Raw genomic sequence first — 18488 nt, 5'->3', positions numbered from 1 at the left:
GACCAGCCGACCATGCGCCTTGACCAAGCTCCCACTTTCGCCCTGCAATCGCGCAGCGGCAACCACCTCGTCCTGAACAGCACCAGTGGCGCCACGGCGCACATCTGGGTGCTCGAAGAAGACATCGTTCGTGTGCTGGTGCTGCCGCAAGGACGGCTGCAGATGCCGCGCAGCTGGACCGTGGCGCCTGGGCTTGAAAATTTGCCTGTTGAAGGCCGCGACCGCTTCGACGTGAGCGGCTTTTCGCTGCCCGCATTCGAACTCAAGGAAGAGGGCTCACAACTACAGATCACCACAGGCGCCGTGCGCCTGACCATCGCGCTCGAAGGCTTCTTTTGCCGCTGGGAAAGCCGGCAACAGGGCCGCTGGCAGGCCACCGCCGCCGACCGTTCCACGCAGAGCTACAACTTCGGCTGGTGGGACGAAAAGGTCTACCACTACCTGCAGCGCGAACGCGGCGAAGCCTACTTCGGCCTGGGCGAGCGCGCCGGCGACGCCAACCGTGCCGGCCAGCGCTACCGCATGTGCAACCTCGACCCCATGGGCTACAGCGCACGCAGCACCGACCCGCTGTACAAGCACATCCCGTTCTACATCACGCGCAAAGGTGGTGAAAAAGACGCCGGCCTGTGTTTCGGTTTGTTCTACGACACCTTGTCCGATTGCAGCTTCGACATGGGCCGCGAGATGGACAACTACCACGGCCACTACCGTTACTTTGTGGCCGACCATGGTGACCTGGATCTGTATTACATCGCCGGTGACGACCCGGCCGCCATCACGCGCCGCTACACCTGGCTCACCGGCCGGCCCATCTTCCCGCCGCGCTACGCGCTGGGTTATTCAGGCTCGACCATGAGCTACACCGACGCGCCCAATGCGCAGGAGCGCATGGGCGAGTTCCTCGAACGCTGTGAAGAGCACGACATTCCCTGCGACTCGTTCCACCTGTCGTCGGGCTACACCTCCATTGGCCCGGGCCGCTACGTCTTCAACTGGAACCGCGAGAAGTTTCCCGACCCTGCGGTCTTCGTGCAGAGCTACCTCGACCGCGGCGTGCGCCTGGTGCCGAACATCAAGCCCGCGCTGTTGCGCGACCATCCGCGTTTCGAGGAAGCCCGCCAGGCTGGCCTTCTTGTCAACGACCCGGATGGCCAGCCCACCGCCATACAGTTCTGGGACGGCACAGGCGCCTACCTTGACTTCACCAACCCCAAGACCATCGCTTGGTGGAAGAAGCAGGTGACTGAGCAGCTGCTCGAATACGGCATCCCCGCCACCTGGAATGACAACAACGAATACGAGATCTGGAGCGACAAGGCGCTGGCCCACGGTTTCGGCGCGCCGCGTCCCGCGCGCGAGGTGCGCCCGCTGCAGACCCTGCTGATGATGCAGGCATCGCACGCCGCGCAGTCCGAGTTCGCGCCCGCGGAGCGGCCCTACCTGGTGTCGCGCTCAGGCGCCGCCGGCATGCAGCGCTATGTGCAGACCTGGTCGGGCGACAACTACACGGCCTGGGAAACGCTGCGCTACAACATCCGCATGGGCCTGGGCCTGGCGATGTCGGGCGTGTCCAACACCGGGCACGACATAGGCGGTTTTTCCGGTCCTGCGCCGGGGCCCGAGTTGCTGCTGCGCTGGGTGCAGCACGGCATCTTCCTGCCGCGCTTCAGCATCCACTCATGGAACGACGACGGAACCGTCAATGAGCCCTGGATGTACCCCGAGGTCACGCCCCAGGTGCGCGAGTTGATCCGCCTGCGCTACCGGCTCATGCCTTACCTGTATGACCTGGTGTGGCGTTACCACCGCGCCTACGAACCCATCATCCGGCCGACGTACCACGACTTCCCGGAAGACACGCACTGCCTGGAAGAAAACGACGACATGCTGCTGGGCGCACATTTGCTGGTGGCCTCGGTGATCGAGCCCGGCCAGACCGAGCGCCGCGTGTGGCTGCCCGGCACCGGCGGTTGGTACGAGGCGCACACCGCGCGGTACGTGAAAGCCGGCCAGCGGATCACGCTGAATGCGCCGCTGGATGGCTCGCCCCCATTGCTGGCACGCGAAGGCTGCGCCATACCGCTGAATCTGGGAGAAATCCATTTCGCAGCGGTCGAAGATCTGCGCGGCTTCCAGGTCTTTCCCCATCAGGGTGCGGGAAGTTTCGAAGCAAGCTGTTTTGAAGACGACGGCCATAGCCAGGCCTGGCGTAGCGGTGCTTATGGGCAGTGGCGCCTGCGTGTTGATTGCACCGAGCAAGGCCTGCGCATCGCGGTGTTCCGTGAGGGCGCACAGCCGCCTGTGCAAGACAACCTGGTCTTGCTGTTGCCGGCAACAGAGCAACGCCCGCTTAGCTTTGACGGCGGGGCGCTGGTGCAGGATCAGCTCGAAGGCGCCTGGAGGCGGCTGACGCTGAAGCTTTGACCCTATACGAGGGAAATGTGTCCTGGGCCGCTGCGATCCCGGGCAGCGGATCACCAGCCTTGGCGGTATGCCGTGACGGTGAAACACGATGGCCGGAGTTCTGGCACGTCCTTTGCATGCTGTCCTGCAGTGACGACAATTCACTACGGAAGGCTTCAAATGTTGGCCCTTATCATGCGACCCCTTGCATCTGTCGGCTTGGCGGCCGCTTTCACCACAACCGGCCTACATGCCTCAGACGCTGCCGCCGGCCGCCCGGTCAGTCCAGTCAGCCAAACGCAAACCCTGCGTGTGCCGGACCACCATGTCAAACCGGTCAATGCGGCCAAAACCAGGGCCGAGGCAAAACGCACGCTGGGTACGAATCCGTCGATGCCACTTTGGGAAGGCCCCTGGGGTCCTCACCATTGAGGTGGACTTCGACGGAATTTGTGACTTGGCCCATTGCACTCTCCGGCGTCTCTGGTGTGATTGGCCTGGAGCGGCAACTTCGCGCGTTGATCAGTCTCCTGGCCCACGCCGCCTCCGCCTCATTCAGCTGGACACCGCCGGAGCCTCAAGGGGCAGGCGGCGACTGGCTCGTCAACCATTGGCGCAGTGATTGGATTACGGGCGCCTTGGCGCGCTCGTTCGTCGTCACCAGAAAGTAACTGCGCGGCGAAATAAAGGGCTTGTCATTCAGCTTGACCAGGCGCCCGGTCTGCAGCGCCGATGCGCTCACATAGTCCGGCGCCAATGCGACACCCAGACCGGCCTCCGCTGCCGTCAATGCAAGCGACAGCAGACCGTAGTGGGCACCCGGCATCGGGACTTCTACAGACGCGCCCAGCTGCCGCAGGTAGGCCGGCCATGAGTTGGGCACCATGCTCTGGTGCAGCAAGGGCAGCGCTGCCATTTGTGTGCCCGTCAGCGGCGCCGCCAGCCGGCTCAGCGTGGGCGCCGCAAGAGGAAAGGAGTGCAGGGGGTGTAGCAGGTCGGCCACGCAGCCGGGCTCCGGCCCTTCGCAGTAGACGATGGCCGCGTCCAGCCCCGAGTCGCGCATGCTGATGGGCCCGGTATGCGTGGCCACGTCCAGCTGGATCTGCCGGTGCGCGATGGCGAAGGCGCACAGCCGTGGCATGGCCCACAGCGTGCCAAAGGTGGTGGGCACGGACAGCCGCAGTATCTTGCCTGGCATGGAGCCCATGGACGCGGCGATGGTCGCTGACTCCAGCTCGTCCAGCAGAGTTCGCACCCGCCGCAGGTAGCTGGCACCGTCAACCGTCAGCTCCATCCCGCTAGTTGTGCGCCGGCACAGTGCAACGCCGACAAAGCCCTCCAGGTCCGATAGCTGGCGGCTCACCGCGCTTTGCGTCAGACCCAGTTCATCGGCTGCGGCAGTGATGCTCAAGCGCCGTGCAATCACCTCGAAGGTGTTGAGGTTGACGATGGAGGGCAGGTGGCGCTGCGTTGGATATTTCATGGCGGTTACGGCCATTATTGGCATGGCATCCGTTCGCCCGCAATGAAAAAGGCTATGCAGGCATGAAATAAATGCAGGGGGGTATGCGTTTATTCCGTTGGACAGGCCGGCGCGCATGTCAGATATTCAGGGCGCCGCAGTGGGCGGCCCCTCAAGAACAGAAGTTGGAGTCACAGATGTCGAAATTTCAAGCGCGCCTTGTACTGCTGCTGGCGGCGGCCACGCTGGCTGGCACCGCCCTGGCGGCGGATTGGCCCGCCACCCAGCCTATCAAACTGATCGTGCCCTCGGCCGCCGGCGGCACGCCCGACCAGACCAGCCGAAAACTGGCCTACTACCTTCAGGACAAACTCAAACAAGCGGTGATCGTCGAGAACCGCCCCGGCGCGGCAGGCACCATTGCCATGCAGGCGGTGGCCACCGCCAAGCCCGACGGCTATACGCTGGGCTTCGGCAATATCGTGACCATGGCCATCAACCGCAGCCTGATTTCCAAGATGCCCTACAACCCCGATAAAGACCTGGCGCCGGTGGCCGTGCTCTCGCAGGTGCCCAATGTGCTGGTGGTCCGCCATGGCCTGCCCATCGCCTCGGTGCGTGAACTGGTCATCTATGCCAAGAGCCACCCGGGCAATCTGACCATGGGTTCCGGCGGCAACGGCACCACCAGTCACCTCAGCGGCGAAATCCTCAAGGAAAAAGCCGGCATCAGCTTCAGCCACATTCCCTACCGCGGGGCCCCGCAGGCGCAGACCGACCTGATCGGCGGGCAGATCGACTTCATGTTTGACAACCTGCCGTCCATGGTGGGCGCGATCCAGTCGGGCAAGGTGCGTCCGCTCGCGGTTACCAGTAAACGTCGCTCGGCGCTGCTGCCCAATGTGCCGACCATGGAAGAGGCGGGCATTGCAGGCTTCGAGGTGGTGGCATGGGGCGGCATTGTGGCACCGACGGGCACGCCTCGGCCCGTGATCCTGCGCCTGAACCGTGAGATCAACAACTGGTTGCAGGCACCTGCGACCAAAGCCGAATTCGCGCAAGTGGGGCAGGTCGCGCTCGGGGGAACCCCCGAGTTTTTCAAGACGCATATCGACAGCGAAGCCAAAAAATGGGGTGACGTAATCCGCAACGCCGGAGTAAAGCTCGACTGAGCTTGCCTTCTCGCGTAGACCTGCTGCTGCGTGTCTGCCGTTCGTTCCATACCCGGCTGCGCTGATAGGCGCAACCACATACCAAAACAGACCCCAAGGACAAGCATGCTCAGTTCCCCCGTCCCCGCTACCCAGGTTCTCGCGCACTGGGCTGCCACGGTTCCCAATCAATGGGGTGAATCCACCCTGCGCACGGCGGAGCACTCCCTGGAGGACACCATTGCTGCCATGGTGGCAGGTGCTGGGGACCCGGTTTGCGCCTCGGTACGGGCGGGATTGCCTGCCACGGGCCCAGTCCCGGTGGTGGGCAGCAGCACCGGAACTTGTGCCGCCTTCAGTGCGCTGGCCAACGGCACGGCCGCCCATGCGCGGGAGCTGGATGAGATGTTTCTCGTCGCTGGCGGTCATTTTGGCTGCGCCGTGATCCCAGCCATCCTGGCGCAAGCCCACGAGATTGATGCCACGCTCGATGCGGTTCTGGATGCACTGATCGTCGGAAGTGAGGTGATGGCCCGCGTCGGGATGGCGATGGACCGGTCCCATGCCGAAAAAGGCTGGCATGGCACCCAAACCATTGGTGTAATTGCTGCCGCAGCCGCTTGCGCCAGACTGCTTGGGCTGGGAGTCAGCGGGATGACACACGCCCTCAGCTTGGCCGTTTCCATGGCAGCTGGACCCAAGGTCCAGTTCGGCACCGACACGAAACCCGTGCATGCCGGACTGGCGGCGCAAGGTGGTGTGTTGGCCGCATCGCTGGCGGCATCGGGCGTCACCGGTAGCGATACAGTCCTGGAAGGCCCGCACGGGTTTGGCGCACTCTACGCCGGTGGCTCTGCGGCCGACTGGCAGTCCGTGGCTGCGGTCAGTGACGGCCCGCTGGCGATCGACAGCCATGGCCTGGCGTTCAAGCTGTATCCCAACTGCGCGTCCACGCACCGCTGCCTGGACGCATTGCATGCCCTCGCAACCGAACATGGTTTTGGCCCGGAAGCGGTGGAGCGTGTTGAAACCCTGGTCGGGCGCGTCAACCTGGTGAACCTCAAATACCCAGAGCCCCAGGGTCCCCGCGAGGCCATGTTCTCCATGCCCTACGCGGTGGCAACGATGCTCCGTTACGGCACGGTCACGTTGGCCGACTTCACGCCGCAAGCGGTGCATGACGATATGACCCGGCGCCTCATGCCACGCGTCGCAATGCACCTGGACTCGACACGCGTAGAAACCGCAACACAGCTGCTTCCCCACACCACGGCCGTGATCTTGAAGGACGGACGACGCCTGGAGCGTGTGGTTCACCACGCCAAAGGGTCATTCCTGAATCCGTTTTCGCCGTTGGAGCGGCAAATCAAATTCGAGCAATGCACCACGGGCATCCTTCCGGAAGAGCGTTTGGCACCGCTTCGCGACAACCTGGCTCGACCGCAAGGCGTCAAGGTTCGCCAACTGCTGGCGCTGCTGCAGTTCGAAGCCCGGGTCGATGACGGCACGCGTTTCGGCCGTCCACGAGGAGGCGGGTCGAGCCCCCTTCCCTGATCCATGGAATCCAGCCCTGCTCAGGCGGGCCCGAACCCGACGGTTCCCCCGTCCGGATCACAGTCGAAGCGGCGCTGGCAACGGAGAGTCCGCGTTTGGAAATGACCGTGTTGCAGCAGGTTGACAACTGATCGATACCCAAGTCCGTCAGATTCGCGGCACAAAAGGAAGCTCTCATCATCATGCACAACCGTTGTTTATCGTCGGCTTTCGCCAAGGCCCTGATGGCACTGGCCGTGGGGGCCCTTGTGACGGGAGCCGGTCCGGTACTCGCCGCAGAGATCATAGTGGGCCAGGTCGGCCCCATGTCAGGGCCGGAGGCCGGTCAGGGCCGCGCTTACGCCGCCGGCATGCAATTGCATTTCAACGCCATGAACAAGGCCGGCGGCATCAACGGTCATAAGTTCACACTCTTGCGCAAGGATGATGGCGGGAGGCCCGACGACACGGTCACTTTGACCAAGCAGATGATTGCTGAAGATAAGCCGCTGGTCCTGGCCGGCTACTTTGGCGGCAAGAATGTTGCAGACTTGGTGTCTGCGGGAATTTTGGCAAAAGAAAAGATCGCTCTGGTGGGCTACCGTACTTCGGAGATTCAGCCGGACACCCCCTACCTGTATAGCGTGCGGGCAGGCCTGCGCGACGAGATTTCCAAACTCATCGAGCATTTGGCCACCATCGGGATTAAGCGCCTGGGGCTTTTCCATGAGGCTGGGCCGGGCTCAACTGCGGTAATCGCCGCGGCCGAGGAGTCAGCTAGGAAAGTCAGAGCGACGATCGAAGGACGCGCCTCCTACGTCGCCAACACGGTCAATGTCACCGACGCCGTGGACACTTTCATGAACATGCAGCCGCAAGCGATCATCATGGTTTCCAGCGGGTCTGCTGCGGCTGGCTTCATTGAGAAGTACCGTATTGCAGGTGGCGCGGCTCAACTGCTTTCGCATTCGGGCGCCGACATCGAGCAACTCTCGAAACGACTGTCTCCGGAGCAGATGCAAGGTGTGGCTATCGCCCAAGTGACGCCAAGTCCGTACAAGGTCTCCAGTCAGCTAGTCAAGGAATTTACTGAGACCGCTGCCAAGACACCCAACCTGGAAGTGCCTGTGAGCTACGCCATGATGGAGGGCTATATTGCCGCTCGCGTCATTTCTGAAGCGATACGCCGCCAAGGCAGCAGGCCCAGCCGCGAGGGGAGCGTTCTAGCCTTGGACAGCATGAGTAATTTTGACTTTGGTGGTTACTTGATCAGCTTTAAACCTGGACAGCACTCTGGCTCCAGCTTCGTCGAGTTATCCATCGTCACCAGCTCTGGCAGGATTCGTCAATAGCTCAAATAATTTGCCATTGATCAGTTAGGTAATAGCAGCCCCCGGCGATTTACATATTCCGCCGGTACTGCCCACCCACCTCAAACAGCGCATTGGTGATCTGCCCCAGCGAGCAGACCCGCACCGCCTCCATCAATACCTCGAATACATTGAGGTTCTCAATCACGGCCTGCTGCAGGCGCTTGAGCATGGCCGGTGACTCGTCCGCGTGGCGGCGGTGGAAGTCGCCCAGGCGCTTGAGCTGGTTTTGCTTTTCTTCTTCGGTAGAGCGGGCCAGTTCGAGCTTGTCCTGTACCGCGTCGCCATGCGGGTTGCGGAAGGTGTTGACGCCGATGATGGGCAGCTCACCGGTATGTTTGAGCATCTCGTAGTGCATGGACTCGTCCTGGATGCGGCCGCGTTGGTAGCCGGTCTCCATGGCACCCAGCACGCCGCCACGCTCGGCGATGCGTTCGAACTCCAGCAGCACGGCTTCCTCGAGCAGCTCGGTGAGTTCCTCGATGATGAAGGCGCCCTGTGAGGGGTTTTCGTTCTTGGCCAGGCCCCATTCGCGGTTGATGATGAGCTGGATCGCCATGGCCCGGCGCACCGATTCCTCTGTGGGTGTGGTGATCGCTTCGTCGAACGCGTTGGTGTGCAACGAGTTGCAGTTGTCGTAAATCGCGATCAGCGCTTGCAGCGTGGTGCGTATGTCGTTGAACTGGATTTCCTGCGCATGCAGGCTGCGGCCCGAGGTCTGGATGTGGTATTTCAGCTTCTGGCTGCGCTCGTTGGCGCCGTATTTCTCTTTCATGGCCACGGCCCAGATGCGGCGCGCCACGCGGCCCATCACCGTGTATTCCGGGTCCATGCCGTTAGAGAAGAAGAAACTCAGATTGGGCGCGAAGTCGTCGATGTGCATGCCGCGCGCGAGATACGCTTCGACAAAGGTAAAACCGTTTGACAGCGTGAAGGCCAGCTGGCTGATCGGGTTGGCACCAGCTTCGGCGATGTGGTAACCGCTGATGGAAACGCTGTAGAAGTTGCGCACCCGGTTGTGCACAAAGTACTGGGCGATGTCGCCCATGACTTTGAGGCTGAACTCGGTCGAGAAGATGCAGGTGTTCTGTCCCTGGTCTTCTTTCAGGATGTCGGCCTGCACGGTGCCGCGAACGTTTTCCAGCACCCACTCGCGAATCTTCGCGGCTTCGGTTGCCGTGGGGTTGCGGCCATTGTCCTTTTTGAATTTTTCCAGATTCTGGTCGATCGCCGTGTTCATGAACATCGCGAGGATGGTCGGCGCCGGGCCGTTGATGGTCATGGAAACAGACGTCGATGGGTTGCACAGGTCAAAGCCGTCGTACAGCACCTTCATGTCGTCCAGCGTGGCGATGGAAACGCCCGAGTTTCCGACCTTGCCATAGATGTCAGGGCGCAGTGCCGGGTCGTTGCCATAGAGCGTGACAGAGTCAAACGCGGTGGACAGCCGCTTGGCCGCCATGCCTTCGCTGAGCAGCTTGAAGCGGGTGTTGGTGCGGAAGGGGTCGCCTTCGCCGGCGAACATGCGGGTCGGGTCTTCACCCTCGCGCTTGAAGGCAAAGGTGCCGGCAGTGTAAGGGTAGCTGCCGGGCACGTTGTCAAGCATCAGCCATTTGAGAATTTCGCCGTGGTCTTCGTACTGCGGCAGCGCCACCTTGCGGATGGTGGTGCCCGAGAGCGATTTGGTGGTCAGCGCCGTGCGGATTTCCTTGTCGCGGATTTTGACCACGTATTCGTCACCGGCGTAGGCGGCCTGCATGTCGGGCCACTGGGCGAGCAGGGCGCGGGCATCGGCGTCCATGCGCGTCTTGCGGTGACCGGCCAGGTCCAGCGCGGCTTCGGCGGCTGGCGCGCGGTCGGGCTTGTCGATCTTGAGCATGGAGGCCGCGGCCTTGAGCTGCTGCACCTCGCGCGCCAGTTGGGCTTGCGCGCGGGCACGTTTTTTGTAGCCGCGCACCGTGTCGCTGATTTCGGCCAGGTAGCGCGTTCGCGCGGCCGGCACCACCGGCGTCTGGTTGGTACTGTGGCGCACTTCGGCCGCGGGTAGCACACCGCCCTCAAGCGCCAGGCCCAACGCGGCCAGGCGCGGCTTGAGCGCCTGGTAGAGGGCCGTCACGCCGTCGTCGTTAAAGCGCGCAGCCATGGTGCCGAAGACCGGCATCTTGTCGGCCGGCGTGCCCCAGGCTTCCTTGTTGCGTTGCACTTGCTTTGAGACATCGCGCAGGGCGTCGAGCGAACCCTTTCGGTCGAACTTGTTGATGGCGATGAACTCGGCGAAGTCCAGCATGTCGATTTTCTCGAGCTGGCTGGCGGCGCCGAATTCGGGCGTCATCACGTACATGGGCACGTCCACATGCGGCACGATGGCGGCATCGCCCTGGCCTATGCCGGAGGTCTCGACCACGATCAGGTCAAACCCTGCGCATTTGCAGGCGGCGATCACGTCGGGCAGGGCCTGACTGATTTCGGAGCCGAAGTCGCGCGTGGCCAGTGAGCGCATGAAGACGCGTTGACCGCTGTCGGCGTCCTTCTGTCCTGCCAGGGGGACAGTCCAGGGGTTGATCGCGTTCATGCGGATGCGGTCGCCGAGCAGCGCGCCACCACTCTTGCGGCGAGACGGGTCGATACTGATGACTGCCACGCGCAATTTGTCGTTCTGGTCCAGGCGCAGGCGGCGTATCAACTCGTCGGTCAATGAAGACTTGCCGGCGCCGCCAGTGCCCGTAATCCCCAGCACAGGGATCTTGCAGGTGGAGGCCTGCGTGCGGACTTTGTCCACCAGCGCCGCGTCGGCCTTGCCATTCTCCAGCGCCGTGATCAACTGCGCCAGCGCCCGCCAGTTCATCTCTCCGTGGCCTTCAATGGCCGTGACGTTCTTGGGCGCGAAACTGGTCAGGTCTTTGTCGCAGCGCATGACCATCTCGCCGATCATGCCGGCCAGGCCCATCTTCTGGCCGTCTTCAGGGCTGTAGATGCGGGTGACGCCGTAAGCATGCAGCTCGCGGATTTCGGGCGGCACGATGACGCCGCCGCCCCCGCCGAACACCTGGATGTGTTCGCCGCCGCGGCTTTTGAGCAGGTCGACCATGTACTTGAAGTACTCGACATGCCCGCCCTGGTAGGAGCTGATAGCGATGCCTTGCGCGTCCTCCTGCAGGGCGGCTGTGACCACTTCGTCCACGCTGCGGTTGTGGCCCAGGTGGATGACCTCCGCGCCCATGCTCTGCAGGATGCGCCGCATGATGTTGATGGCGGCATCATGACCGTCAAACAGGCTGGCCGCCGTGATGAAGCGCACTTTGTGAGTAGGGCGGTAGCTGGCGAGCGCTTTGTATTCAGCGGACATGTCGGTCATGGTTGTCTCCGGGCGGCGGTTGGGCCGTCGATCTGTGATCTGTTTGATTGACGTTTACGTAAACGTCAATCTTAGCCGGTAAGCCGGCGCCGATCAAGTGTGCGCCCTGTAGCGGTGCGAGCAAAAAAAGGGACGCGGAGCGCCCCTCTTTGCCAAAGCCTGGGGCCCAATGGCTTCCGGGCTGTTTACCCGTACAGGTATTTAGGCAGCCAGAGCGTCAACCCGGGCCAGACGTACATGAACACCATGCACAGGATCACGATCAGCATGTAGGGCATCATGCCGGCGAAGATCTGGTTGATGGTCACATGGGGTGGCGACACCCCCTTCAGGTAGAAAGCCGACATCGCCACGGGCGGCGACAGGAAGGCCGCTTGCAGGTTCACGAAAACCAGCACGCCCCAAAGAATCGGATCGATCTGGAAATGCTGCAGCAGCGGCAGGAAGATGGGCACGAAGATCACGATGATCTCGGTCCACTCCAGTGGCCATCCCAGGACGAAGATGATGGCCTGCGACAGCAGCAGGAACTGCAGTGGTGTCAGATTCATCGACATCACCCATTCCTCGACGACGCGCTGGCCGCCCAGCAGAGCGAAAACCGCGGAGAAGAGTGCTGAACCCACAAACAGCCAGCACACCATGGAGGTCGTCTTGCAGGTCAGGAACACCGCCTCCTTGATTTTCTGAAAGTCCAGCGTGCCGGCATGCCAAGCCATGAGAAAGGCGCCGGCCGCGCCGACGGCCGCCGATTCGGTGGCGGTTGTGATGCCGAACAGGATGACCCCCAGCACGACGATGGTTAGCAGCGCGAGCGGCATGACCGAGCTCACCAGCATCCGCAGGATCTCGAACTGCTCGGCGTCGAAGCGCCGGTAGTACCACAGCAGCAGTCCCGCCATCAGCACGCAGGCGATGGCAAAGCCCGTGTAGAAGGACTCGGGCACGGGTGCGGTCTGTGGCCCCGAACCCGAGGGCTCGCCTATTTCCTGCAGTGGTGCGTCGGCGGTGGTTGTCGCTGTCGATGGCTTCGCATCTTCCGATCCCGGCGGCGCCTGCAAGCCGCCGGCTTCGGCCGGCTCCTTGACCGTGTCGCCGGGTTCTTTCAGCCCTTCTTCCGCAGGTGGTTCCTGGAGGCCGCCTTCGGCGGCCGGCGGCTCCTTCACGCCGCTCTCCGTCGGTGGTTCCTGGACTTCGCCGCTGACTGCGGGCCCTTGCAGGCCTCCGCCCGCCGGCGCTGCGGCCTTGGCGGTGCGTGCCGCCGCCACCTGGGCGATGTTGTCGGCCTGCGAATGGATGACCACATACCACCAGGTGCCGCCCAGAGTCGCCAGCGCGAGCACCACCGGCACCAGGGCTGTGCCCAAGCTGCGCAACAGGAAGCCGCGGCTGACTTGGGCGCCCGCCTGCAGCGCCTTGCCCGGAGCCGCGACGGCCATGGCCAACGCCGGCAGCGTCCTGCGCGAATAGGCGGCGGTCACCTGCTGCAGCCAGAGCGGCACCGGCGCGCGGTTCTGCTCCGGCGGCAGCTTGGGCGCGATCTTGGGGTTGAGCATGACCCAGCCGACGATGTAGACCAGGTAGAGCAGGGCCAGGAAGAAGCCGGGGAACATGGCCGCCGCGTAGAGCTTGACCACGGACTGGCCGGCGACGGCGGCGTAGACGATGATCATCACCGAGGGCGGGATCAGGATGCCCAGCGTGCCGCCGGCGGTGATCACGCCGGCCGCCAGCCGCGTGTCGTAGCCGGCGTTGAGCATGGGCCGCATGGCGATCACGCCCATCAGCACCACCACAGCGCCCACCAGGCCACTGGCGATGCCCCAGAACGTGCAGATGATCAGGGTGGTGACCGCCAGCGAGCCGGGCACGCTGCGGAACGCCAGCTGCACGCTATGGAACATCTTGTCCACCAGCGCGCCGCGCTCCATCACATAGCCCATCAGCACAAACAGCGGAATCGATAACAGGGTCTCGTTGGTCATCGCTCCAAAAGCGCGCTGGACCATCAGGTCGAAGATCCTGTTTTCCCAAAAATGGGTGGACGGATCGTAGAAGGCCACGAAGCCGAACGCCATGCCCAGGCCCATGAGTGTGAATGCGGTGGGAAAGCCCATCATGATGACGACCACGATCAGGCCGAGCATGGTCATGCCGAGGACTGCGTTGCTCATTTGGAGACCTCCGCCCTGTGGGCTGCGGTGCCATGAATCTTCGGAACGGCCGGGCGATTCATGTTCAACCTTTCAGGCCGGCGGATTTTTCGATGGCCAGCAGCTTGGCTTCTTCATCGACAAACTCGCTGCCGGCCAGCTGCTGCGCGACCACATCGGATTCCTGGGCGTCCTTGAGCCGCGGTGTCCAGATGCCGGTGCGGATACAAACGACGCAGCGCAGGATCTCGGACAGCCCCTGCATCAGCACAATGGTGCCAGCCACCGGGATGACAAACTTGAACGGATACAGCGGGATAGGGGTGGCGTTGAAGGTTTGTTCGCGCATCGCCAGTGACTCATTGAAGTATGTCCAGCCGGCCCAGGTCAGCGCCATAATCCCGGGCAGGAAGAAGACGATGTACAGGACCAGGTCCAGCCAGGCCTGCGTGCGGGGCTTCAAGTTGCCGTAGAAGAAGTCGCCGCGCACATGGCCGTCATGCGCCAGCGTGTAGGCGCCCCCCAGCATGAACAGCGTGCCATACAGCATGTTATTGACGTCGAAGATCCATGCGGTGGGCGCGTTGAGCGCGTAACGCTTGAAAACTTCAGCGCAAACGACCACCATGAGGATCACGATGAGCCAGGCGGCGGCCTTCCCGACCCAGGTGCTGATGTGATCAGCCGTGTGAAGGATTTTTTGTGTATTCATTTTGAACCGGTGTTCCCATCAAAAAGGCCAGCCATCCAGGGTTGGACGGCTGGCCGGCTTCGCCGGGGCTCGCAGGCTCAGGCCTTCTTCTTGCCGAAGGAATGGTTGTAGGCCATCTTGAAATCGACCATGTAGTCGTTCTGCCAGGGGATGGTGCGCGCGGCGTAGGCCTTCTGCGAGTCGATCACCTTCTTGAACAGCGGATTGGCCTTGGCTTTGTCCTCGATGATCTTGTCCCAGGCTTCCAGCTGTGCCTTGAGCACGGCGTCGGGCGTCTTGTAGAACTTGATGCCCTGTTTTTTCATTTCAGCGTAGTCGGTGGAATTGCGATCTATGGCCTTCCAGCTCATGTCGGCGCTGGCAGCCTGCACGCCGTAGTCGATGATTGCCTTGAGCTCGGCGGGTAGCGCGTTGTACTTGGCTTTGTTAAACAGAATCTCGAACTGCTCTCCGCTCTGGTGAAAGCTCTGAAGCATGCAGTTTTTGACCACATCCGGAAAACCCAGAACACGGTCCGAACTGGCGTTGTTGAACTCGGCTGCGTCGATCAAGCCGCGGTCCAGCGCAGGTACGATCTCACCGCCGGGCAGCGGATTGACGGAGGTGCCCATCGCTGTGAAGATGTCGACCGACAGTCCGACCGTGCGGAACTTCAGGCCCTTCATGTCACCCACTTTGGCGATCGGCTTCTTGAACCAGCCCAGCGGCTGCGTAGGCATGGGGCCGTAGAGGTATGACACCACATCCATGCTGATCGACTTGTAGATTTCTTCCAGCAGTGCTTTGCCGCCGCCGTAGTTGTGCCAGGACAGGACCATGTTCGGGTCCATGCCGAAGGCCGGGCCGGAGCCCCACAGGGCCAGGGCGTTGTTCTTGCCGTAGTGGTAGGCCACCACACCGTGGCCGCCGTCCAGCGTGCCCTTGTTCACAGCTTCGAGCAGCTGGAATGCCGGCACGACCGCGCCGGAGGGGAGCACCTCGATCTTCAGTCGGCCGCCGGCCATGTCATTGACCTTCTTCGCGAAATCGTTGGCGTATTCATGGAAGATGTCCTTGGCCGGCCAGGTGCTCTGGAAGCGAAAGGACGTTGTCTGCGCCATGGCGACCATGGGGGCGGACAGGGCGCCGGCGGCAATCGCGGCGCCTTTCAGCAGGCCGCGCCTGCGGGGGCTTTTGCTCTCGGTCATGACTTGTCTCCTGTTGTTTCGAAAAAGATAAGAGGACTCATCATTCCGTCTTGCCCATTCCTTACAAAGAGGGTTTCCACCAACGCTACAGGTTGTTGCCCCTTCTCAGGGTGAAACTGTTTGTGCGTGACCGACAGGAGCCCGCGAGGAGCTCAGGTGACTTTCAGCCCCCTGAGGGCCGGATCGCCCGGCGGAAAGCGTAGCTTCAGTTCCTGCAACCTGGCCCGGACGAGGGTGGCGATCATCAGGTTGCGATGCGTCTTGGAGTCCGCTGGCACCACGGTCCAGGGTGCCCAAGGAGTGCAAGTGGCCTGGAGCAGCGTTTCGTAAGCCTTCTGGTACTGCTTCCACTGCTTGCGGACCTCCAGGTCGCCCGCGCTGAATTTCCAGTGTTTGGCGGGGTCATCCAGTCGCTCCTGCAGCCGTTGCTTTTGCTCATCGGGACTGATATGCAACATGAACTTGAGGATCACCGTACCGGTTTCCGAGAGCATGCGTTCGAAGTCGTTGATGTGCCGGAACCGCTGTGCTGTTTGTGCCGATGTGATCCATCCGTTGACGGGCGGCACCAACACATCTTCGTAATGGCTGCGGTTGAAAATCACGATCTCCCCCGTGCCCGGCAACTGCTGATGGATTCGCCACAGGTAGTCATGCGCCCGCTCATCTTCCGTCGGAGCCTTCCAGCTGACCGTCCGTACGCCCAGCGGGCTGATGCGCCCAAAGACACCGCGCAATGTCCCGTCCTTGCCTGAGGTGTCCGTTCCCTGCAGGACCACAAGAAGTTTGTAGCGTTTGTCCGCGTAAAACAGGTTTTGCAATCCGTCAATCTCCGTGGCCAGTGCTTCGACGGCAGCTTTATCACGTAGCTTGTCGCCCGTCGAGAACGGCTTGGCTGCCGGGTCAAGGCTGGCGAGGGAAAACCCCTTGGGCTTCGTCGGGGAGGGTTGCCAGGGGGCTACGGTTTTGGCCAGCGCCTTGAAGCTTGCCTTGCCAGGCTGTACCTCTTGTGGAGAAGGTGTGTCGGCGTTGTTGCGGGGCATCCGGGTCTCCTGCAGTTCATCGGTAGGATGATTGTGCATGCCCAGCCCACGTGAGGAGGGCGCGCGGCCAGCCTATGCCCCTCACCGTCTGATGGGTGGTTTCAGGTGGATAAACTTGATCTGCTGGTTTGGGCCGTTGCCATGAGATGCATACACGCCCATATGCCTGTTGATCAACATTTGAACTGAGAGGCCCTGTCATGGAAAAAAACACTTCTGCAAATGCTTCCGCGCGGCCTGGTGTCCAGCCTGCTTCCGGTTATGCCGGCGATATTTCTCCACAGCTGGCTTTTGAGTGGATGCAGTCGGGTGAAGCCGTGCTGGTGGATGTGCGGACCGACGCCGAACGTGAATGGGTGGGCTATGTGCCCGGCGCAGTACCTCTGGCCTGGAAGCAATGGCCGGGCATGGCGATCAATGCTGGTTTTGAGGAAGGACTGAAGGACGCCGTGCCTGCCGGCAAGAAGGCAGTGCTGTTGTGCCGCAGCGGCGTACGTTCGGTCGCAGCGGCCAAACGCGCGACCGAGCTGGGTGTCCAGGCTTACAACATCCTCGAAGGTTTTGAAGGCGATGCTGATGAGCAGGGGCAGCGCGGCCGCAAGGGTGGCTGGCGTTTTTGGGGCTTGCCGTGGAAGCAGGGTTGAGATGACTGCCACCTTCGGTGGCCGGTACATCTACTTTTTGTAACTTGAATATGTAATTAAATGACGGTTGGACTTCCTAAAAATGAGGTGAATAGTTCACACCACGATGTCGCAAATTTGGTGTATTGATGTACCCCCTGTTAATTCTGACAGGGGGTAAGAAGTATCAATTTGTTTGAGCGCTTTCAATGGGGTTCCCCTTTTTAACGGAGCTCCCTCATGCAAGTACTCGAACGCAAACTTTCCCCTGACGCCGCGCAGTTTTCCAACCCTGCCCTTGGTGCCCAGTTATGCCAGCGAATATCCCGTGACTTCACGCCGCGCTGGAATCAGCAGTGGAGCGGAAAGTTCATGCTTCATGGCAAAACACCGGACTCCAATGCCATCCGGCTGGACGGCAACGACTACCTCAGCGTCACTGGCCATCCGCACATCGTTCACGCGCAGGTGGAAGCCTTGCGTAAGGAGCGGGAGTTTGTGGTGCAGTCCGGTGTCTTCCACCTGAACCAGCATCCCACACACACGCTGGAGCTGGCACTGGCATCCTGGGTCGGCAAGGACGACGGCTTCATTTGCCAATCGGGTTATGCGGCCAATGTCGGCCTGCTGCAGGCGATTGCCGATGCGCAGACCCCTGTATACCTTGATACGCTGGCCCATGCATCGTTGTGGGAAGGCGCCCATGCGGCGCGCGCCCCGGCTTTCGCTTTTCGCCACAATGATCCGGTTCATCTCGCCCGGATGATCGCCAGGAACGGCCCTGGCATCGTGGTGGTCGATTCCGTGTACAGCACCACGGGTGCCATCTGTCCCCTGGGGGAAATTGTCGATGTGGCCGAGCAGCACGGCTGCATGATCCTGGTGGATGAATCGCACTCGCTGGGCACACACGGCCCGGAAGGTGCGGGGCTGTGCGCCGAGTTGGGCCTCACCAGCCGCGTGCACTTCATCACCGCCAGCCTTGCCAAGGCTTTTGCCGGCCGGGCCGGCTTTTTTACCGCGCCGGCGCACATGCGCTATTACATTCTCTGTTCAAGCTTTCCCAATATCTTCAGCTCCAGCCTGCTGCCGCACGAGATTGCCGGCCTTGCAGCCACGCTGGAGGTGATCCGCAACAGCGACGATGCGCGTGCAAGGCTTCACGCCCACACGCGCAGGTTGCGGTCTGCCTTGAGCGAGCTGGGCTATCCCATCCATCAGGGCAGCCAGCAGATCATTGCGCTGGAGGTTGGACTGGAATCCGACACCATGGTGTTGCGGGACCGGCTGGAGGAGCGCAACGTGTTTTCGTCGATGTTCTGCGCGCCGGCCACCAGCAGCAAACGCGCGATGATGAGGTTAACCCTGAATGCCGGGCTGATGGATTCCGAACTGGACCATGTGGAAGCGGTCGCACGCGAGATCGCGCCGATCGTGAAACCATGGGACTGGCCGATTGCACGGCGCGCCCGGGCCGGCCAGGAGGCATGATG

At 62.0% G+C, this 18488-nt stretch carries 12 protein-coding genes; 6 read left to right on the top strand and 6 right to left on the bottom strand.

What is annotated here, in order from left to right; all coding sequences use genetic code 11:
- Positions 1 to 12 precede the first annotated feature (12 nt).
- Positions 13 to 2427: a TIM-barrel domain-containing protein gene (locus AC1DZE_RS04170; protein WP_477699815.1), complete on the top strand. Its 2415-nt coding sequence runs from the start codon at positions 13 to 15 to the stop codon at positions 2425 to 2427.
- A 556-nt stretch (positions 2428 to 2983) separates the two neighbouring features.
- Here the strand turns inward: AC1DZE_RS04170 and AC1DZE_RS04165 are convergent.
- On the bottom strand, positions 2984 to 3889 hold the full coding sequence (locus AC1DZE_RS04165; RefSeq protein WP_477668573.1) for a LysR substrate-binding domain-containing protein: 906 nt from the start codon (positions 3887 to 3889) through the stop codon (positions 2984 to 2986).
- A 176-nt stretch (positions 3890 to 4065) separates the two neighbouring features.
- On the opposite strand from AC1DZE_RS04165, the gene AC1DZE_RS04160 reads away from it, so the two are divergent.
- The 3 genes from AC1DZE_RS04160 (at position 4066) to AC1DZE_RS04150 (ending at position 7904) form a co-directional block, all read left to right on the top strand.
- Complete coding sequence (locus tag AC1DZE_RS04160; protein ID WP_477668572.1) at positions 4066 to 5040, top strand: Bug family tripartite tricarboxylate transporter substrate binding protein; 975 nt, start codon at positions 4066 to 4068, stop codon at positions 5038 to 5040.
- A gap of 105 nt (positions 5041 to 5145) precedes the next feature.
- Entirely contained in the window at positions 5146 to 6573 is a 1428-nt protein-coding gene (locus AC1DZE_RS04155; protein ID WP_477672163.1) for an MmgE/PrpD family protein, read from the top strand.
- Between the two features lie 182 nt (positions 6574 to 6755).
- Positions 6756 to 7904, top strand: coding sequence for an ABC transporter substrate-binding protein (locus AC1DZE_RS04150; RefSeq protein ID WP_477672164.1), 1149 nt, complete (start codon positions 6756 to 6758; stop codon positions 7902 to 7904).
- A 49-nt stretch (positions 7905 to 7953) separates the two neighbouring features.
- Here AC1DZE_RS04150 and icmF read toward each other — a convergent pair whose 3' ends face one another.
- From icmF to AC1DZE_RS04125, 5 genes are all read right to left on the bottom strand, one after another.
- Positions 7954 to 11277 carry a fused isobutyryl-CoA mutase/GTPase IcmF gene (icmF, locus tag AC1DZE_RS04145; RefSeq protein ID WP_477699814.1) on the bottom strand — a complete coding sequence of 1108 codons (3324 nt, stop codon included), beginning with the start codon at positions 11275 to 11277 and terminating at the stop codon, positions 7954 to 7956.
- A 185-nt stretch (positions 11278 to 11462) separates the two neighbouring features.
- Positions 11463 to 13451, bottom strand: coding sequence for a TRAP transporter large permease (locus tag AC1DZE_RS04140; protein WP_477699813.1), 1989 nt, complete (start codon positions 13449 to 13451; stop codon positions 11463 to 11465).
- 64 nt (positions 13452 to 13515) lie between these two features.
- Positions 13516 to 14142: a TRAP transporter small permease subunit gene (locus tag AC1DZE_RS04135; RefSeq protein WP_477668567.1), complete on the bottom strand. Its 627-nt coding sequence runs from the start codon at positions 14140 to 14142 to the stop codon at positions 13516 to 13518.
- A gap of 77 nt (positions 14143 to 14219) precedes the next feature.
- Entirely contained in the window at positions 14220 to 15329 is a 1110-nt protein-coding gene (locus AC1DZE_RS04130) for a TRAP transporter substrate-binding protein (RefSeq protein ID WP_477668566.1), read from the bottom strand.
- A 152-nt stretch (positions 15330 to 15481) separates the two neighbouring features.
- The gene (locus AC1DZE_RS04125; protein ID WP_477668565.1) at positions 15482 to 16372 is read right to left on the bottom strand and encodes a PPK2 family polyphosphate kinase; all 891 of its coding nucleotides are present in this window, start codon (positions 16370 to 16372) and stop codon (positions 15482 to 15484) included.
- A gap of 200 nt (positions 16373 to 16572) precedes the next feature.
- Here AC1DZE_RS04125 and AC1DZE_RS04120 point away from each other — a divergent pair, with 200 nt between their 5' ends.
- Positions 16573 to 17016: a rhodanese-like domain-containing protein gene (locus AC1DZE_RS04120; RefSeq protein WP_477668564.1), complete on the top strand. Its 444-nt coding sequence runs from the start codon at positions 16573 to 16575 to the stop codon at positions 17014 to 17016.
- 219 nt (positions 17017 to 17235) lie between these two features.
- Positions 17236 to 18486 carry an alpha-hydroxyketone-type quorum-sensing autoinducer synthase gene (cqsA, locus tag AC1DZE_RS04115; protein WP_477673012.1) on the top strand — a complete coding sequence of 417 codons (1251 nt, stop codon included), beginning with the start codon at positions 17236 to 17238 and terminating at the stop codon, positions 18484 to 18486.
- The last annotated feature ends 2 nt before the right edge of the window (positions 18487 to 18488 follow it).

The sequence above is a fragment of the Polaromonas sp. P1_F1 genome, from assembly GCF_056405795.1.
This window is presented reverse-complemented; position numbering and strand designations above follow the sequence as displayed.

Excerpts from the sequence above, each read along its gene's own strand:
- AC1DZE_RS04170 (WP_477699815.1), top strand. The coding sequence starts at position 13 with ATGCGCCTTGACCAAGCTCCCACTTTCGCCCTGCAATCGCGCAGCGGC.
- AC1DZE_RS04165 (WP_477668573.1), bottom strand. The coding sequence starts at position 3,889 with ATGAAATATCCAACGCAGCGCCACCTGCCCTCCATCGTCAACCTCAAC.
- AC1DZE_RS04160 (WP_477668572.1), top strand. The coding sequence starts at position 4,066 with ATGTCGAAATTTCAAGCGCGCCTTGTACTGCTGCTGGCGGCGGCCACG.
- AC1DZE_RS04155 (WP_477672163.1), top strand. The coding sequence starts at position 5,146 with ATGCTCAGTTCCCCCGTCCCCGCTACCCAGGTTCTCGCGCACTGGGCT.
- AC1DZE_RS04150 (WP_477672164.1), top strand. The coding sequence starts at position 6,756 with ATGCACAACCGTTGTTTATCGTCGGCTTTCGCCAAGGCCCTGATGGCA.
- icmF (WP_477699814.1), bottom strand. The coding sequence starts at position 11,277 with ATGACCGACATGTCCGCTGAATACAAAGCGCTCGCCAGCTACCGCCCT.
- AC1DZE_RS04140 (WP_477699813.1), bottom strand. The coding sequence starts at position 13,451 with ATGAGCAACGCAGTCCTCGGCATGACCATGCTCGGCCTGATCGTGGTC.
- AC1DZE_RS04135 (WP_477668567.1), bottom strand. The coding sequence starts at position 14,142 with ATGAATACACAAAAAATCCTTCACACGGCTGATCACATCAGCACCTGG.
- AC1DZE_RS04130 (WP_477668566.1), bottom strand. The coding sequence starts at position 15,329 with ATGACCGAGAGCAAAAGCCCCCGCAGGCGCGGCCTGCTGAAAGGCGCC.
- AC1DZE_RS04125 (WP_477668565.1), bottom strand. The coding sequence starts at position 16,372 with ATGCCCCGCAACAACGCCGACACACCTTCTCCACAAGAGGTACAGCCT.
- AC1DZE_RS04120 (WP_477668564.1), top strand. The coding sequence starts at position 16,573 with ATGGAAAAAAACACTTCTGCAAATGCTTCCGCGCGGCCTGGTGTCCAG.
- cqsA (WP_477673012.1), top strand. The coding sequence starts at position 17,236 with ATGCAAGTACTCGAACGCAAACTTTCCCCTGACGCCGCGCAGTTTTCC.